General features: G+C 67.8%; 13 protein-coding genes. 12 read left to right on the forward strand and 1 reads right to left on the reverse strand.

The window, feature by feature from the left end; all coding sequences use genetic code 11:
• The first annotated feature begins 13 nt into the window (after positions 1-13).
• The gene (locus tag WIX39_RS08600; protein ID WP_081271346.1) at positions 14-1,069 is read left to right on the forward strand and encodes a CobW family GTP-binding protein; all 1,056 of its coding nucleotides are present in this window, start codon (positions 14-16) and stop codon (positions 1,067-1,069) included.
• A gap of 48 nt (positions 1,070-1,117) precedes the next feature.
• Here the strand turns inward: WIX39_RS08600 and WIX39_RS08605 are convergent, their stop codons facing one another.
• Positions 1,118-2,611 carry a YdgA family protein gene (locus WIX39_RS08605; RefSeq protein ID WP_234382090.1) on the reverse strand — a complete coding sequence of 498 codons (1,494 nt, stop codon included), beginning with the start codon at positions 2,609-2,611 and terminating at the stop codon, positions 1,118-1,120.
• A gap of 554 nt (positions 2,612-3,165) precedes the next feature.
• Between WIX39_RS08605 and dksA the strand changes: the two genes are divergently transcribed.
• The 11 genes from dksA to mraY all read left to right on the forward strand — a co-directional run bounded on the left by dksA (position 3,166) and on the right by mraY (position 15,640).
• A complete protein-coding gene (gene dksA / locus WIX39_RS08610; RefSeq protein WP_409196334.1) occupies positions 3,166-3,963 on the forward strand; it encodes an RNA polymerase-binding protein DksA in 798 nt (265 codons plus the stop codon).
• Positions 3,964-4,009: 46 nt separating this feature from the next.
• Complete coding sequence (locus WIX39_RS08615) at positions 4,010-5,674, forward strand: STAS domain-containing protein (RefSeq protein ID WP_409194896.1); 1,665 nt, start codon at positions 4,010-4,012, stop codon at positions 5,672-5,674.
• 58 nt (positions 5,675-5,732) lie between these two features.
• On the forward strand, positions 5,733-6,278 hold the full coding sequence (gene hslV / locus WIX39_RS08620) for an ATP-dependent protease subunit HslV (RefSeq protein ID WP_007832466.1): 546 nt from the start codon (positions 5,733-5,735) through the stop codon (positions 6,276-6,278).
• 2 nt (positions 6,279-6,280) lie between these two features.
• Entirely contained in the window at positions 6,281-7,609 is a 1,329-nt protein-coding gene (gene hslU, locus WIX39_RS08625; protein WP_081270171.1) for an ATP-dependent protease ATPase subunit HslU, read from the forward strand.
• A gap of 273 nt (positions 7,610-7,882) precedes the next feature.
• Positions 7,883-8,311 carry a division/cell wall cluster transcriptional repressor MraZ gene (mraZ, locus tag WIX39_RS08630; protein ID WP_081270207.1) on the forward strand — a complete coding sequence of 143 codons (429 nt, stop codon included), beginning with the start codon at positions 7,883-7,885 and terminating at the stop codon, positions 8,309-8,311.
• A gap of 8 nt (positions 8,312-8,319) precedes the next feature.
• On the forward strand, positions 8,320-9,243 hold the full coding sequence (gene rsmH / locus WIX39_RS08635; RefSeq protein WP_081270172.1) for a 16S rRNA (cytosine(1402)-N(4))-methyltransferase RsmH: 924 nt from the start codon (positions 8,320-8,322) through the stop codon (positions 9,241-9,243).
• A gap of 94 nt (positions 9,244-9,337) precedes the next feature.
• Positions 9,338-9,697 (forward strand): cell division protein FtsL, encoded by a 360-nt coding sequence (ftsL, locus tag WIX39_RS08640; protein ID WP_106935707.1) that lies wholly within the window; start codon positions 9,338-9,340, stop codon positions 9,695-9,697.
• A complete protein-coding gene (locus WIX39_RS08645) occupies positions 9,694-11,448 on the forward strand; it encodes a peptidoglycan D,D-transpeptidase FtsI family protein (RefSeq protein ID WP_081270174.1) in 1,755 nt (584 codons plus the stop codon). Before ftsL ends, WIX39_RS08645 begins: the two co-directional genes overlap by 4 nt.
• Positions 11,449-11,450: 2 nt before the next feature.
• Complete coding sequence (locus WIX39_RS08650; protein WP_409194897.1) at positions 11,451-13,007, forward strand: UDP-N-acetylmuramoyl-L-alanyl-D-glutamate--2,6-diaminopimelate ligase; 1,557 nt, start codon at positions 11,451-11,453, stop codon at positions 13,005-13,007.
• Complete coding sequence (locus tag WIX39_RS08655) at positions 13,004-14,446, forward strand: UDP-N-acetylmuramoyl-tripeptide--D-alanyl-D-alanine ligase (protein ID WP_409194898.1); 1,443 nt, start codon at positions 13,004-13,006, stop codon at positions 14,444-14,446. Before WIX39_RS08650 ends, WIX39_RS08655 begins: the two co-directional genes overlap by 4 nt.
• 15 nt (positions 14,447-14,461) lie before the next feature.
• Entirely contained in the window at positions 14,462-15,640 is a 1,179-nt protein-coding gene (gene mraY / locus WIX39_RS08660) for a phospho-N-acetylmuramoyl-pentapeptide-transferase (RefSeq protein WP_081270177.1), read from the forward strand.
• Positions 15,641-15,643: the final 3 nt, after the last annotated feature.

Raw genomic sequence — 15,643 nt, forward strand, 5'->3', positions numbered from 1 at the left:
GGAGCACTCCCACATGGCCCTCATTCCCGCGACCATCCTCACCGGCTTTCTCGGCTCTGGCAAAACCACGCTGCTCAAGCGCATCCTGACCGAGGCCCACGGCCAGAAGATCGCGGTCATCGAGAACGAGTTCGGCGAAGAGAACATCGACAGCGACATCCTGGTGACCGAGTCGAAGGAGCAGATCGTGCAGATGAGCAACGGCTGCGTCTGCTGCACCATCCGCGAAGACCTGCGCGAGGCGCTGCAGCTGCTGGCCGCCAAGAAGCGCCAGGGCCTGCTGGACTTCGACCGCGTGGTGATCGAGACCACCGGCCTGGCCGATCCCGGCCCGGTGGCGCAGACCTTCTTCATGGACGACGAGATCGCCGAGAGCTACCTGCTCGACTCGATCCTGACGCTGGTCGACGCCAAGCATGCGCCGCAGCAGCTCAACGACCGCCAGGAAGCGCGCCGCCAGGTGGGCTTTGCCGACCAGATCTTCATCAGCAAGAGCGAGCTGGTGTCGGCCGAGGAGACCGAGGCGCTCATCCACCGCCTCAAGCACATGAACCCGCGCGCGCCGCAGCAGAAGGCGCACTTCGGCGACGTGCCGCTGAAGGACATCTTCGACCTGCGCGGCTTCAACCTGAACGCCAAGCTCGACATCGACCCCGACTTCCTCAAGGAAGACGACCACGACCATCACGACCATGACCACGCGCATGGCGAGCACTGCGACCATCCCTCGCACAAGCACGAAGGCGGGCACGGCCACCATCACCACACGGACGACGACGTGAAGAGCTTCGTCTACAAGGCCGACCGTGCGTTCGACCCGGCCAAGCTGGAAGACTTCCTGGGCGCCATCGTCAACATCTACGGCCCTCGCATGCTGCGCTACAAGGGCGTGCTGAACATGAAGGGCACCGAGCGCAAGGTGATCTTCCAGGGCGTGCATCAGCTCATGGGCAGCGACCTGGGCCCCGAGTGGGGCAAGGACGAGGCGCGCCAGAGCCGCATGGTGTTCATCGGCATCGAGCTGCCGCGCGAGATCCTGGAGCAGGGCCTGGAGCAGTGCCTGGTCTGAAGCCCTGACTTGCTCCTTCCCCCGCTGGGGGGAAGGAGACATACCCTGCTACTTGCCCAGCCCGCCCAGCGGCTTGCCGTTGACCTTCAGGTTGCCGTCGCTGAACTCGACCTGGGCGGTCACGTCGTCGCCGTCGCGCTTCACGAAGCCGCTCTGCTCGCCCTGGGTGACCAGCAGCGCCACGGTTTCGGGCGGGGGCGTCTGGCCGCTCTCGGCACCGGTTGCGGCCAGTTTCTCGATCCACTGCATCGGCAGGCGCGCATTGGCCTTGAGCACGCCGCGCTTGAGCAGGAGCGCGGTGCCGGGCAGCTGCAGGTCCTCGTCGGTCACGCCGGCCATGCTGGCGGTGTAGCCGAGTTCGCCGCGCTTGCCGTCGATTTCGACCAGCATCTTGTCGATGCCGGCTTCGGGGCCGTACTTGGCCATGGCCTTGAGGTCCGGCGAGAGCTGTTCCACCAGCGCGCTCATGGCGGCCTGTGAAGCCTTGCTGCCGCCCTTGCCGCAGCCGTTGGCGGCGCTCGACTGCATCCAGGCGTCGGCCAGCTTCTTGTAGCCGGCGGCATGGATGCGGCGCGCGCTGCTGGTCAGCTCGAACCTGTCGATCCTGGTGGCGCCGATCTTGCCGGCGCCCTTGAGGGTGCCTTCGGACGCGTAGAGCCCGTCCTTGATGCTCGCGCCGCCCACCAGGTCGATGCCCTGCAGCAGCACGGTCGGCAGCGGCTTGCGCGGCGTGGTGTCGTCGCCGTCGCCGGCGCCCAGGCCCTTGGGCGCGGCGAATTCGAGCGTGTCGAGGCGGCCCTCGGTCTTGCCGGTGGCCAGGAACCAGCCGGCGCTGCTGTCCATGTCGGCCTTGGCCGTGAGCTTGCCCATCTTCATGGTCAGGCCGCTGCGGGTGTCGTTGAAGTCGAAGCCGGGCATCGTCAGGTCGTAGCGCACCTGGGTGCGCGCGGCGTTCACGTCCATGCGCAGCTGCGCGCCCTGCCATGCCATCTGGCCCTTGCCGTCTTCGGCGAGCCTGGCGGGCGCCACGTTCAGGTCGCTGGTGAAGGCGCCGCTGAAGGCGACCTTGGTGCGGGCCGTGAGCGGCTTGGCCTCGCCGAACAGCTTCTTCGCGTCGGCCTGGGTCTTGGCGTCGAGCACCAGTTCGCTGTCGATGGTGGCCGCGGCAAGCGTGCCGCCGGCCAGCGGGCCGTGGTGGATGGTGTCGCGGATGGTGAAGCGCAGCGGCTTGGGCGGCGCGGCTTCGGCTTCTTCCTCCGGCTCTTCCTCGGGTTCCTCGCCGGCGGCGGGTTTCTGCGCGGCGGCGGCCGCTGCGGCGTCGGGCGCGCAGCCGATTTCGAGGGTCACGGTGCTCACGGCACCGAGGAAGCCGCGCTCGTAGCTGCGCTCGACCACCCGCACCAGCGCGGTCTGCTTCGGAAGTTCTTCGAATGCGGTGTCGTAACGCGACTTGACCTGCGAACCGGCCCACCAGGTGCTGCCACCGTAGGCGACCGCGATGGCTGCGGCCAGGACGCCCAATACTGCTGCTTTTTTGCTCAAGACTTGCTTTCTTTTGTCGAATGATCGGATGGCCCGCGCCGCCAAAAGGGCAATGGCCGGCCAGCGCCACCCCCTCCAGCGGCGCCGCGCGATGCTAATGGACGCGACCGGCAGCCGGACACATCGCCCGCGCTTTCGAGTTCTCTATACAATCGCGCGCCTGTTCCGGCAGCCACACCCCGTCCCAGCGGACGGGATGTGGCATCCGGCACGGGGCGCCGCACGTTTCTGGTGGGCTTTCGGGGGTATAACCCCGGGGTTCGCCGTTGGCGGGCACCCCGACAACGTGGAGCCGGCGCGGCCTGAAAGCCGCAATCGGTTCCCATGGGAGGAGACACCCAGTGAAAGCGCGTTCCAGTTCGACCAAGGAGCCAGTCACCGTGAAGAAACCCGCCGCCAAGGCCACGCCAGCAACCAAGCCCGCCGCAAAGAAGGTGGCGGCTGCGAAGCAGGCTGCACCTGCGGCAAAAAAGGTTTCCGCCGCAGTGCCGGACCCCACGGCGAAAGAGAAAAGCGCGCCGACCAAAAAGACCGCGGCAGCACCGGCCAAAGCCGTGACCGCTGCCAAGAAATCCGCCAAGCCTGCAACTGCCGCGACCAAGAGCGCAGGCGCGGGTACCTCGTCATCCAAACCCGTCGGCCGCCCTGCTGCCGTTCCTTCTGCTTCCCCGATCCCCATGAAAAAAACGGCTGCCGCCTCCACTTCCGCCCCGGCGACACCCTCGATTCCCGCCCAAACCGCCACGCCCGCTCCCGCTGCGCGTGGTGGCCGCGTGTCCCGGCTGTCGCAATTGACCGTTCCCTCGATGCCGCAATCGGTGGCATCGACCGCCGCCAAGTCCAGCTTCTCGCAGGCGCCCTCCACCGCGCTGGTGCCGCCGCCGCCCCTGGCCGTGAAGAAGGACCCGAAGCTGGTCAACAACTGGAAGACCAAGTCCGCCAACGAGCTGAGCGACGCCGAAGTCATCGCCATGCCCGACGACGAGTACATGAACGAAAAGCAGATGGCGTTCTTCCGCCTGAAGCTCGAAGAACTCAAGCGCGGCATCCTCGAGAACGCCGGCGAGACCACCGAGCACCTGCGTGAGGACACCGTGGTCGTGCCCGACCCGGCCGACCGCGCCACCATCGAGGAAGAACACGCCCTCGAACTGCGCACCCGCGACCGCGAGCGCAAGCTGCTCAAGAAGATCGAGCAGTCGATCCAGCGCATCGACGCCGGCGACTACGGCTACTGCGACGAAACCGGCGAACCCATCGGCGTCGGCCGCCTGCTCGCCCGCCCGACGGCCACGCTGTCGCTCGAAGCGCAGCAGCGCCGGGAACTCAAGCAGAAGATGTTCGGGGATTGATCGGGAACAAGGTCGCAAGAACCCCCCGTCCGCAAGCTTTCGTCGAATGGCAAAGGAAGAGTCGGGCCGCCTTTTTTCGAAGGTGGCCAAGTTTGTCCGCAATCCGCTGAAGGATTGGTCGGAACTGGACGAGCCCGCCCAGTCGGACTCTTCGTTGCCCGAGCAGGCCTACAACAGGGAAATGCTCAAGGAGATGATCGAACGGCGCCAGCGCAACGACTTCGTGCGCCGCCGCGAGTTCGACATGCTGCGCAAGCTGCGCCAGCGCGAGGCTGCAGCCCACGCCTTCGACCCGACCGTCACGCCGTCGTCGTTCAATCTCAACAGCTCTTCGGAAAAGCTCGAAGGCCGCGCGCTCACGCTCAAGAAGATCGACGAGATCGAGCAGCAGATGTCGCAGCAGTGGTGGAAGGGGCGCGGCCCGAACGGCGAGCCGCTGGTCAACCAGCCGCCCGACGCCGGCGCCGAGACCCTGCCGCCCGTCGGTTCCGACGCGCCCGATACGCAGACCGACCGGCCCGACAGCGTTGGCGCGCCCGTTGCGGCGGCGCCGGCCGGGGAGGCGCCGGCGATGGCCGCGAGCGCGGCGCCAGCGCCCCTGTCGCGGCTGGCGCACGACGGCGCGCTCGAAGAGGCCGTCATCCGATTCGCGCATGGCGACGACACCGGCGCCGAAGCCATCCTGCTGCAGGCCCTGGCCTCCGAGAGCGCCCCCGCCACGGAAGCCGAGGGCAGCCCCGCCGCCGAGCGTGACGACAGTCGCTGGCGTGCCCTGTTCGACCTGTACCGCGCGACCGGCGATGCCGCCAAGTTCGCCGCCGCCCGCATGCGCTATGCGCATCGCATGCGGCGCATGGGGCCCGACTGGGTTTCGTTCGAAGAACTGGCCCGCAGCGTCAAGGCCGTGGCCGCCAGCGAAGAGACAGGCGCCGTCTCCGAAGCCACCGCGCACGCCGACTGGGTGTCGCCCACGCACCTGGGGCGCGAAGGCCTGGTGGAGCTCACGCGCGCACTCTCGAAGGCCGGCTCGGTCTGGACGCTCGACTGGCGCGCCCTGAACACCATCGGCGCCGATGCCGCCGCGCCGCTGCGGGTGCTGTTCACCCACTGGGCCGATTCGCCGGTGCAACTGCGCTTCATGGGCTCCGCCCAGTTGCTGGCGGTGCTGTCCGAGGCCGCGCCCAACAACGACCGCAGCACCGAAGACGTCTGGTGGCAGCTGCACCTCGCGGCGCTGCGCATGATGCACCTGCCCGACGACTTCGAGCTGGTGGCGCTCAACTACTGCATCACCTACGAGGTGTCGCCGCCCTCCTGGCAAGACCCGCGCGGTGAATGCGCCTCGCTGGCCGCGCCGCCGGCGAGCCGCCCCAGCTCGGTGTGGTCGCTGCTGTCGGTCGGTGGCGATTCCGAGAGCTTTCCGTCCACCGACAGCGGTTTCGCCGCGCTGGCGGGCGACCTGCGGGGCGAGTCCCTGTCGAGCTGGGAGCGGCTCGACAACGACCTGCGCCACACCTCGGCGCCCGTCATTTCCTGTGCCGCGCTGCTGCGCATGGACCTGGCCGCCGCCGGCGCGCTGCTGAGCTGGGTGCGCACGCGCGACGCGAACGGCGAGCGCGTGCAGTTCGTCGATGCGCACCGGCTCATCGCCGCGCTGTTCACGCTGGTAGGCATTACCGATCACGCCACGGTCGCGGTTAGAAAAAACTAAGCCGCCGGGCGGCCTTGCCGCGGGTTGCATTGCCTCTTGCCATCCCCAGATGGCTTCGATGGAACAGTTTCACGGCACCACCATCGTGAGCGTGCGCCGCAAGACCCCCCAAGGCGACCAGGTCGCCATCGGCGGGGACGGGCAGGTCACTCTCGGCAATATCGTCATCAAGGGCACGGCGCGCAAGGTGCGCCGGCTTTATCACGGCAAGGTGCTGGCCGGCTTTGCCGGCGCCACCGCCGACGCCTTCACGCTCTTCGAGCGCTTCGAGGCCAAGCTCGAAAAGCACCAGGGCCACCTGACCCGCGCGGCCGTCGAGCTCACCAAGGACTGGCGCACCGACCGCGTGCTGCGCAAGCTCGAGGCCATGCTGGCCGTGGCCGACGCCACCACCTCTCTCATCATCACCGGCAACGGCGATGTTCTGGAGCCCGAGGACGGCGTGATCGCCATCGGTTCCGGCGGCGCGTATGCCCAGTCGGCGGCCAAGGCGCTGATCGAGAACACCGAGCTTTCGGCCGAGCAGATCGTGCGCAAATCGCTGGCGATCGCCGGAGAAATCTGCATTTACACGAACATGAACCACACCGTGGAAGCGCTCTGACCATGTCCATGACCCCCCAGGAAATCGTCTCCGAGCTCGACAACCACATCGTCGGCCAGCCGGCGGCCAAGCGCGCAGTGGCCATCGCCCTGCGCAACCGCTGGCGCCGCCAGCAGGTCGACGACAAGCTGCGCCACGAGATCACGCCCAAGAACATCCTCATGATCGGCCCCACGGGCGTGGGCAAGACCGAGATCGCGCGCCGCCTTGCGCGGCTGGCCGATGCGCCCTTCATCAAGGTCGAGGCCACCAAGTTCACCGAGGTGGGCTACGTGGGCAAGGACGTCGATTCCATCATCCGCGACCTCGCCGAGATCGCCGTCAAGCAGACGCGCGAATCCGAGAGCGCCAAGGTGCGCGTGCGTGCCGAGGATGCCGCCGAGGAGCGCATCCTCGACGTGCTGCTGCCCCCGGCGCGCGGCGCCGACGGCACGACCCCGGCGCTCGACGCTCCCAATCCCACGCGCCAGGCCTTCCGCAAGAAGCTGCGCGAGCACCAGCTCGACGACAAGGAGATCGAACTCGATCTCGCCGAGACGCGCACGCCGCTGGAAATCATGGGCCCGGCCGGCATGGAGGAAATGACCGAGCAGCTGCGCGGCATGTTCGGCCAGCTGGGGCAGGGCAAGCGCAAGACCCGCAAGCTCAAGATCGGCGAGGCGATGCGCCTGCTGATCGACGAAGAAGCCGCCAAGCTCGTCAACGAGGACGAGATCCGCACGCAGGCGATCGCCAATGCGGAGCAGAACGGGATCGTCTTCATCGACGAGATCGACAAGGTCGCCACGCGCAGCGAAGCGCAGGGCTCCGACGTGTCGCGCCAGGGCGTGCAGCGCGACCTGCTGCCGCTGGTGGAGGGCACGGCCGTCACCACCAAGTACGGCGTGGTGCGCACCGACCACATGCTGTTCATCGCGAGCGGCGCTTTCCACCTGAGCAAGCCGAGCGACCTGATCCCGGAACTGCAGGGTCGCTTTCCCATTCGCGTCGAGCTGCAGTCGCTCTCGGTGTCGGACTTCGAGAGCATCCTCACGCAGACCCGCGCGTCGCTCGTGAAGCAGTACCAGGCGCTGCTCGCCACCGAAGGCGTGACGCTCGACTTCACCCCCGAGGGCGTGAACCGGCTGGCGACCATCGCCTTCGAGGTGAACGAGCGCACCGAGAACATCGGCGCGCGCCGCCTGTCGACGGTGATGGAGCGCCTGCTGGATGAGGTAAGCTTCGACGCGACCCGCCTCGAAGGCCAGTCGATCCGCATCGATGCCGCCTATGTCGACCAGCGCCTTGCGGCACTAAGTCACGACGAAGATCTTTCGCGCTTCATCCTCTGAAGCTGCCCTTTGGTTCCCCCTGTAACGGGGGAATCCTTCACGCATCACTTTCACTGCGTGGGCTAAGTACTTAATTCTCAACGAAATTCACCGATTCCACGGATTTGGAATCGGTGCTAAGTCGTTGATTCCATTACAAAAAATACCCCGAACGGCCAGTTGCGTCCGAAGTGTTTCCTGCTACAGTGCAAAAAAGTGCAGTTAAGTGGGAAAAAGTGCGGGTAGTGCCCCCTTCGGGTGCCGCAGCACTCCCAACACAGGGGTTTCGTGGTCGTGTTTCAAGGCGCTTCATCGCTCAGTCTGGATGCCAAGGGGCGGCTCTCCGTGCCGACCCGGCATCGTGACGTCCTGAGCGCCACGGCAGGCGGCCAGCTCACGATCACCAAGCATCCGCACGGATGCCTGATGGTGTTCCCCCGTCCCGAATGGGAAAAATTCCGCGAGCGCATCGCCGCGCTGCCGATGTCGGCGCAGTGGTGGAAGCGTGTCTTCCTGGGCAACGCCATGGACGTCGAGATGGACGGCACCGGCCGCATCCTGGTGTCGCCCGAGCTGCGCGCGGCCACCGGCATCACGCGCGAGACGCTGCTGCTGGGCATGGGCAACCACTTCGAACTCTGGGACAAGGCCACGTACGAGGCCAAGGAGGCCGAGGCCACCCAGGGCGAGATGCCGGATGTGTTTCAGGACTTCGCGTTCTGAGGATTCACGTGACTACCCCATGGACCCATACGACCGTCTTGCTGAACGAAGCGGTGGAAGCCCTTCTTTCCGGCAGCACGGCGGCAACCGGCACCTACGTGGACGCCACCTTCGGGCGGGGAGGGCATGCGCGTGCAATCCTCTCCAGGCTGGCGCCGGAAGGCAGGCTGATCGCATTCGACAAGGATGCGGAAGCAGTGGCCGAAGCAGCGCGCATCTCCGATGCGCGTTTTTCTATCCGCCACCAGGGATTCCGCTCGCTGGGCGAACTGCCCGACGCGAGCGTCGACGGCTTGCTGATGGACCTGGGCGTGAGCTCGCCCCAGATCGACAACCCGGTGCGAGGTTTCAGTTTTCGTTTCGACGGCCCGCTCGACATGCGCATGGACACCACGCGCGGCGAGAGCGTGGCCGAGTGGCTGGCAACGGCCGAACTCCAGCAGATTGCAGAGGTGATCCGTGACTATGGCGAAGAACGGTTTGCTGTTCAGATTGCAAAGGCGATTGTTGCTCGCCGACAAGAACGGGGCCCAATTTCAACCACCACCGAACTGGCCGAGCTCGTGGCTGGCACGGTCAAAACCCGCGAGCAGGGCCAGAACCCTGCAACGCGCACATTTCAGGCTTTTCGGATTTTCATCAACGCCGAGCTTGAAGAGCTGCAACAGGCGCTAGAAGCGAGCCTTTCCGTGCTGAAGCCCGGCGGCCGGCTGGCGGTGATCAGCTTCCACTCGCTGGAAGACCGCATCGTCAAGCAGTTCATCGCCAAGCACTCGAAAGAGGTCTACGACCGCCGCGCGCCCTTCGCCGCCCCCAAGGTGATGAAGCTGAACGCGCTCGAGCGCATCAAGCCGTCCCAGGCCGAGGTGAGCGGCAACCCGCGCTCGCGCAGCGCCATCCTGCGCGTGGCTGAACGCACGGAGGCCGCATGAGCGCCGCCCGGCCGCCCGAAGGCGCTCGCCCCCTCGCTCGCGAGGGGGAAGGCGCAGCCACGCAGTGGCGCAGCCTGGGGGAGCTTCTTTAATCATGGCCCGTATCAACCTGCTGCTGCTGCTGGCTGTGATTGCCACGGCGCTGTACCTCGTTCACACGCAGTACCAGTCGCGTCAGCTCTACACCGAGCTCGACCGCGTGCAGCAGGAAGCCCGCCGCCTGGAGCTGGACCGCGATCGCCTGCAGGTCGAGAAGCGCGCACAGGCCACGCCGCTGCGCGTCGAGAAGCTTGCCAAGGAGCAGTTGCAGATGCGCACCACCTCCCCGGCCATCACGCAGTACGTGCGGCCCGACGGCTCGGTGATCCCGGCCGTGGCGCCGCTGCCGCCGGCCACGCCCGCGGGCGCCAAGCCGGCCGCCAAGCCCGCCACCGCAGCGAGGGCCGCACGATGACCCGGGGCAACCGCAGCGTGCGCTACACCACCAGCCCCTTGCTCGCGAGCAAGACGCCGGTCTGGCGCAGCAAGTTCATCGTGGCCGGCATCGCCTTCGGCTTCGTCATGCTGGCCGCCCGCGCCGCGTACGTGCAGGTGTTCAACAACAGCTTCTTCCAGCGCCAGGGCGAAGTGCGCTTCGCGCGCACGCTCGAGATGCCGGCCAACCGCGGCCGCATCCTCGACCGCAACGGCCTCATCCTCGCGTCCAGCGTGGTGGCGCCCAGCATCTGGGCCATTCCCGAAGACATCGAGCGCGACGACCCCGAGGTGCGCGCCAAGCTCAAGCAGGTGGCCAAGCTGCTCGAGATGCCGCAGAAGGATTTCGACAAGAAGCTCGAGGACGAGGACAAGACCTTCGTCTGGGTGAAGCGCCAGGTCGACGAACCCATCGCCAAGCAGATCGCCGCGATGAACATCAAGGGCCTCTACCAGCGCAAGGAATACAAGCGCCAGTACCCCGAGGGCGAGGCCGCGGCGCACGTGGTGGGCTTCACCAACGTGGAGGACAGCGGCCAGGAAGGCATCGAGCTCGCGTTCAACAAGGAACTGGCGGGCAAGGCCGGCTCGCGCCGCGTCATCAAGGACCGCCTGGGCCGCGTGGTCGAGGGCGTGGGCGAACTGGTGCCGCCGCTCGACGGCCAGGATATCCAGCTCAGCGTCGACAGCAAGGTGCAGTTCTTCGCCTACCAGAAGCTGCGCGATGCCGTGATCGCGCGCAAGGCCAAGGCCGGCAGCGTGGTGGTGCTCGACTCCACCACCGGCGAGGTGCTGGCGCTGGCCAATTACCCGAGCTACGTGCCCGACAAGCGCCAGAACCTCACCGGCGAGCAGCTGCGCAACCGCGCGCTCACCGACACCTTCGAGCCCGGCTCGACCATGAAGCCCATCACGGTCGGCATGGCCCTGGAAGCCGGCCGCGTGAAGCCGTCGACGGTGATCGACACCGCGCCCGGGCGCTACCAGATCGGTGGCTTCACCATCAGCGACACCCACAACTACGGCGCGCTGACGGTCGAGGGCGTGATCCAGAAGTCGAGCAACGTGGGCGCGCTCAAGATCGCCCAGAAGATGACGCCGCACGAGATGTGGGACACCTACACCGCGCTCGGCTACGGCCAGAAGCCGCAGATCCAGTTCCCCGGCGCGGTGACCGGCCGCCTGCGCCCGTGGAAGACCTGGAAGCCGGTCGAGCAGGCCACCATGGCCTACGGCTACGGCCTGTCGGCTTCGCTGTTCCAGATGGCGCATTCGTACACCTCGTTCGCGCACGACGGCTCGCTCATTCCGGTCACCATCCTCAAGAACTCCGAGCCGCCGGCCGGCGTGCGGGTGTTCTCGCCGTCGAACGCGCTGGCCGTTCGCAAGATGCTGCAGATGGCCGCCGGCCCCGGCGGCACCGGCACGCGCGCGCAGACGGTGGGCTACTCGGTCGGCGGCAAGTCGGGCACGGCCCACAAGCAGGTCGGCAAGGGTTACGCCAGCAACAAATACCGTGCGTGGTTCACCGGCATGGCGCCGATCGAGAAGCCGCGCATCATCGTCGCCGTGATGATCGACGAGCCCAGCGACGGCCAGTATTTCGGCGGCCTGGCAGCGGCTCCCGTGTTCAGCGAAGTCGTGCAGCAGACCCTGCGCATGATGAACGTACCGCCCGACCTGGCGGTCAAACCGCTTGTGATGACGCAGGGCGTCGACGAGAGTTTCTGAACATGCTGACCTTCACTTCCCCCCCACTGGTGGCCGCCTGGCTGAAGGAGCGTGCACCGCAGGGCGCGATGCATGCCGACAGCCGTGCCGTGGGCGCGGGCGACATCTTCGTCGCCTGGCCCGGCGCCGCCACCGACGGCCGCAAGCACGTGGCGTCCGCGCTGGCGCAGGGCGCCGCGGTCTGCCTGGTCGAGCACGAGGGCGTCGAGCCCTTCGGTTTCGATGGCGATGAACGCATCGTGAGCTACCCCGGCCTCAAGGCCGCCACCGGCCCGATCGCCTCGGCCTTCTACGACAACCCCTCGGCCCTGCTCGAGGTGCTGGCCGTGACCGGCACCAACGGCAAGACCTCCACCGCCTGGTGGCTGGCCGAATCGCTCTCCACGCTGCGGGCGGCGGGCGGCGTGCGCGCCATGAAGCCCGACGGCACCATGCAGCGCGACGCGCCTTCGCCCTGCGCCGTGATGGGCACGCTCGGCATCGGCGTGCCGCCCGAGCTGACCTACACCGGCCTGACCACGCCCGACCCGGTGATGATGCAGCGCGAGCTGCGCGCGCTGGTCGAGCGCGGTTTCGGCGCCTGCGCCATCGAGGCCTCGTCCATCGGCATCGCCGAGCGCCGGCTCGACGGCGCGCGGATCGCGGTGGCCGTGTTCACCAACTTCACGCAGGACCACCTCGACTACCACGGCAGCATGGACGCCTACTGGCAGGCCAAGGCCGAGCTGTTCCGCTGGCCGGGCCTGCGCGCGGCGGTGATCAACATCGACGACACGCACGGCGCCAGCCTGTGCGCGAACCTGATCGACGCCGGCATCGGCGCGCTCGACGTCTGGACCGTCTCGGCCGGCGGCAAGCCGGCGCGCCTGGTGGCGCGCGACATCGGCTACGACGCGCAGGGCCTGCAGTTCTCGGTGGCCGAGCACGGCACCGACGCCGTCGAGCGCCTGTCGACCGGCCTGATCGGCCAGTACAACGTGGCCAACCTGCTCGGCGTGCTCGGCACCCTGCGCGCGCTGGGCCTCACGCTGGCGCAGGCCGTGGACGCCTGCGCCAACCTCACCAGCGTGCCGGGCCGCATGGACCGCGCCGGCACCGGCGAAGGCGCGCCGCTGGCCGTGGTCGACTACGCGCACACGCCCGACGCGCTGGACAAGGCCCTGATCGGCCTGCGCCCGCTGGCAAGGCAGCGCGGCGGCGCACTGTGGTGCCTGTTCGGCTGCGGCGGCGACCGCGACCCGATCAAGCGCCCGATGATGGCCGCCGTCGCCGAGCGCCAGGCCGACCGCGTGATCGTCACCAGCGACAACCCGCGCAGCGAAAAGCCCGACGCCATCATCAGCCAGGTGCTGCTCGGTTTCTCACGCCCTGAGGGCGCGCAGGTGCAGCCGGACCGCGCCATCGCCATCGCCGACGCGATCGCGCAGGCCGCCCCGCAGGACGTGGTGCTGATCGCCGGCAAGGGCCACGAGGCGTGGCAGGAAATCGCCGGGCAGCGCATCGTGTTCTCCGACAAGGCGCATGCGCTGCAGGCGCTGGCAAAGCGAGGTGGCGCATGACCGACACCACGCCGCTCGGCATCACGCTGGCACAGGTGCAGCAATGGATTCCCGGCGCGCGCCTGGTGGGCGACGCCTCGACCGTGATCGCCCGCGTGCACACCGACACCCGCACGCTCGCGGCCGGTGACCTGTTCGTCGCGCTCAAGGGCGAGCGCTTCGACGCCAACGAATTCCTCGCCGAGGCAAAGAAGCAGGGCGCCGTCGCCGCCATCGCCCACCACGGCCTCGAGGCTGCGGGGCTGGCCGGCCTGGAGGTGCCCGACACGCTGGCGGCGCTGGGCGCGCTCGGCGCGGGCTGGCGTGCGCAGTTCGACCTGCCGCTGATCGCCGTGACCGGCAGCAACGGCAAGACCACGGTCACGCAGATGATCGCGGCCATCCTGTTCGCCTTCCGGGCCGAGCGCGCGCTGGCCACGGCCGGCAACTTCAATAACGAGATCGGCGTGCCGCTCACGCTGCTGCGCCTGCGCGCGCAGCACCAGCGCGCGGTGCTCGAACTGGGCATGAACCATCCGGGCGAGATCGCGCGGCTGGCCGCCATTTCGCGCCCGACCATCGCGCTGGTCAACAACGCGCAGCGCGAGCACCAGGAATTCATGGCCACCGTCGAGGCGGTGGCCATCGAGAACGCCTCGGTGTTCGCGGTGCTGCCCGAAGACGGCACGGCCGTCTTCCCGCACGGCGACGCCTTCACCTCGCTGTGGACCGACATGGCGCACGCCGGCGGCTCGCGCCGCTGCATGACCTTCGGCGAATCGGAAGACGCCGACATCTCGCTCGACAGCGCCGAATGGAAGCAGGGCGCCTGGGCCGTGCGCATCCGCACGCCCATCGGCGGCTTCGACGCGCGCCTGCACATCGCGGGCCACCACAACGTCGTCAACGCGCTCGCGGCCACGGCCTGCGCGCTCGCGGCCGGCGTGTCCACCGACATCATCGCCGCGGGCCTGAGCGCCTTCGAGCCGGTCAAGGGCCGTTCGCGCGCCAGCGAGATCGTGGTGGACGGCGGCCGCGCGGTCACGCTGGTCGACGACAGCTACAACGCCAATCCCGATTCCGTGATTGCCGCCATCGACGTGCTCGCCGCCCTGCCGGGCCCGCGCCTGCTGGTGCTCGGCGACATGGCCGAGGTGGGCGAGCGCTCGACCGAGTTCCACGCCGAGGTCGGCGACTGGGCGCGCCAGCGCGGTATCGAGGCCGTCTACACCCTCGGCAGCGCCACGGCCCACACCGTCGCCGCGTTCCGGGGCGATGCCGACGGCCGCCATTTCAACGAATTCGACGCGCTCGGCGCCGCCGTGCTCGCCCGGCTGCCGCATGTCGGCAGCGTGCTCGTCAAGGGCTCGCGCTCCATGAAGATGGAACGCGTGGTCCAGGCCATCGCGGCCCAGGCACGACAACCACAACAACAAAAGGAGGCCGGTCATGACGCATGAGCCGCGCGAAACCACATGCTGATGACCCTGGCCCAATGGCTGCAGACGCTCTCGCCCGAATTCGGGTTCCTGCGCGTTTTCCAGTACCTGACTTTCCGCGCGCTGATGGCCGCGCTGACCGCGCTGGTGGTCGGCCTGGTGGCGGGGCCGTACGTCATTCGCCGCCTGGCCGCGCTCAAGATCGGCCAGCCGGTGCGCGGCTACGGCATGGAAACGCACCTGACCAAGAGCGGCACGCCGACCATGGGCGGCGTGCTCGTGCTGTTCTCCATCGCGCTGTCGACACTGCTGTGGTTCGACGTGTCGAACCGCTTCGTGTGGATCGTGCTGTGGGTCACGATGGGCTTCGGCGCCATCGGCTGGGTCGACGACTGGCGCAAGGTGGTGCGCAAGGACCCGGAAGGCATGCGCTCGCGCGAGAAGTATTTCTGGCAGTCGGTGGTCGGCCTGCTCGCCGGCTTCTACCTGCTGTTCAGCATTTCGGAAAGCTCCAACTGGCGCGTGCTGCAGTTGTTCTTCGCGTGGGTGCAGTCGGGCTTCGACCTCAGCTTCCCGCCCAAGATCAACCTGCTGGTGCCCTTCTTCAAGGAAGTGAGCTACCCGCTGGGCGGCATCGGCTTCGTGGTGTTGACCTACCTGGTGATCGTGGGCGCGAGCAACGCGGTGAACCTGACCGACGGCCTCGACGGCCTGGCCATCATGCCGGTGGTGATGGTCGGCTCGGCGCTGGGCGTGTTCGCCTATGTGACGGGCAGCGCGGTGTATTCCAAGTACCTGCTGTTCCCCAACATCCCGGGCTCCGGCGAACTGCTGGTGTTCTGCTCCGCCATGGCGGGCGCGGGGCTCGCGTTCCTGTGGTTCAACACGCATCCGGCGCAGGTCTTCATGGGCGACGTGGGCGCGCTGGCGCTCGGCGGCGCGCTGGGCACCATCGCGGTCATCGTGCGCCAGGAGATCGTGTTCTTCATCATGGGCGGCATCTTCGTGGTCGAGGCGATCTCGGTGATGGCGCAGGTGATGTACTTCAAGTACACCAAGAAGCGCTACGGCGAAGGCCGGCGCGTGCTGAAGATGGCGCCGCTGCACCACCACTTCGAGAAGAGCGGCTGGCGCGAGACGCAGGTCGTGGTGCGCTTCTGGATCATCACGATGCTGCTGTGCCTCGTGGGCCTTTCGACGCTGAAGCTGCGGTAACGG

This window comes from Variovorax sp. AB1(2024) (genome assembly GCF_037482385.2).
Taxonomy (GTDB): Bacteria; Pseudomonadota; Gammaproteobacteria; order Burkholderiales; family Burkholderiaceae_C; genus Variovorax.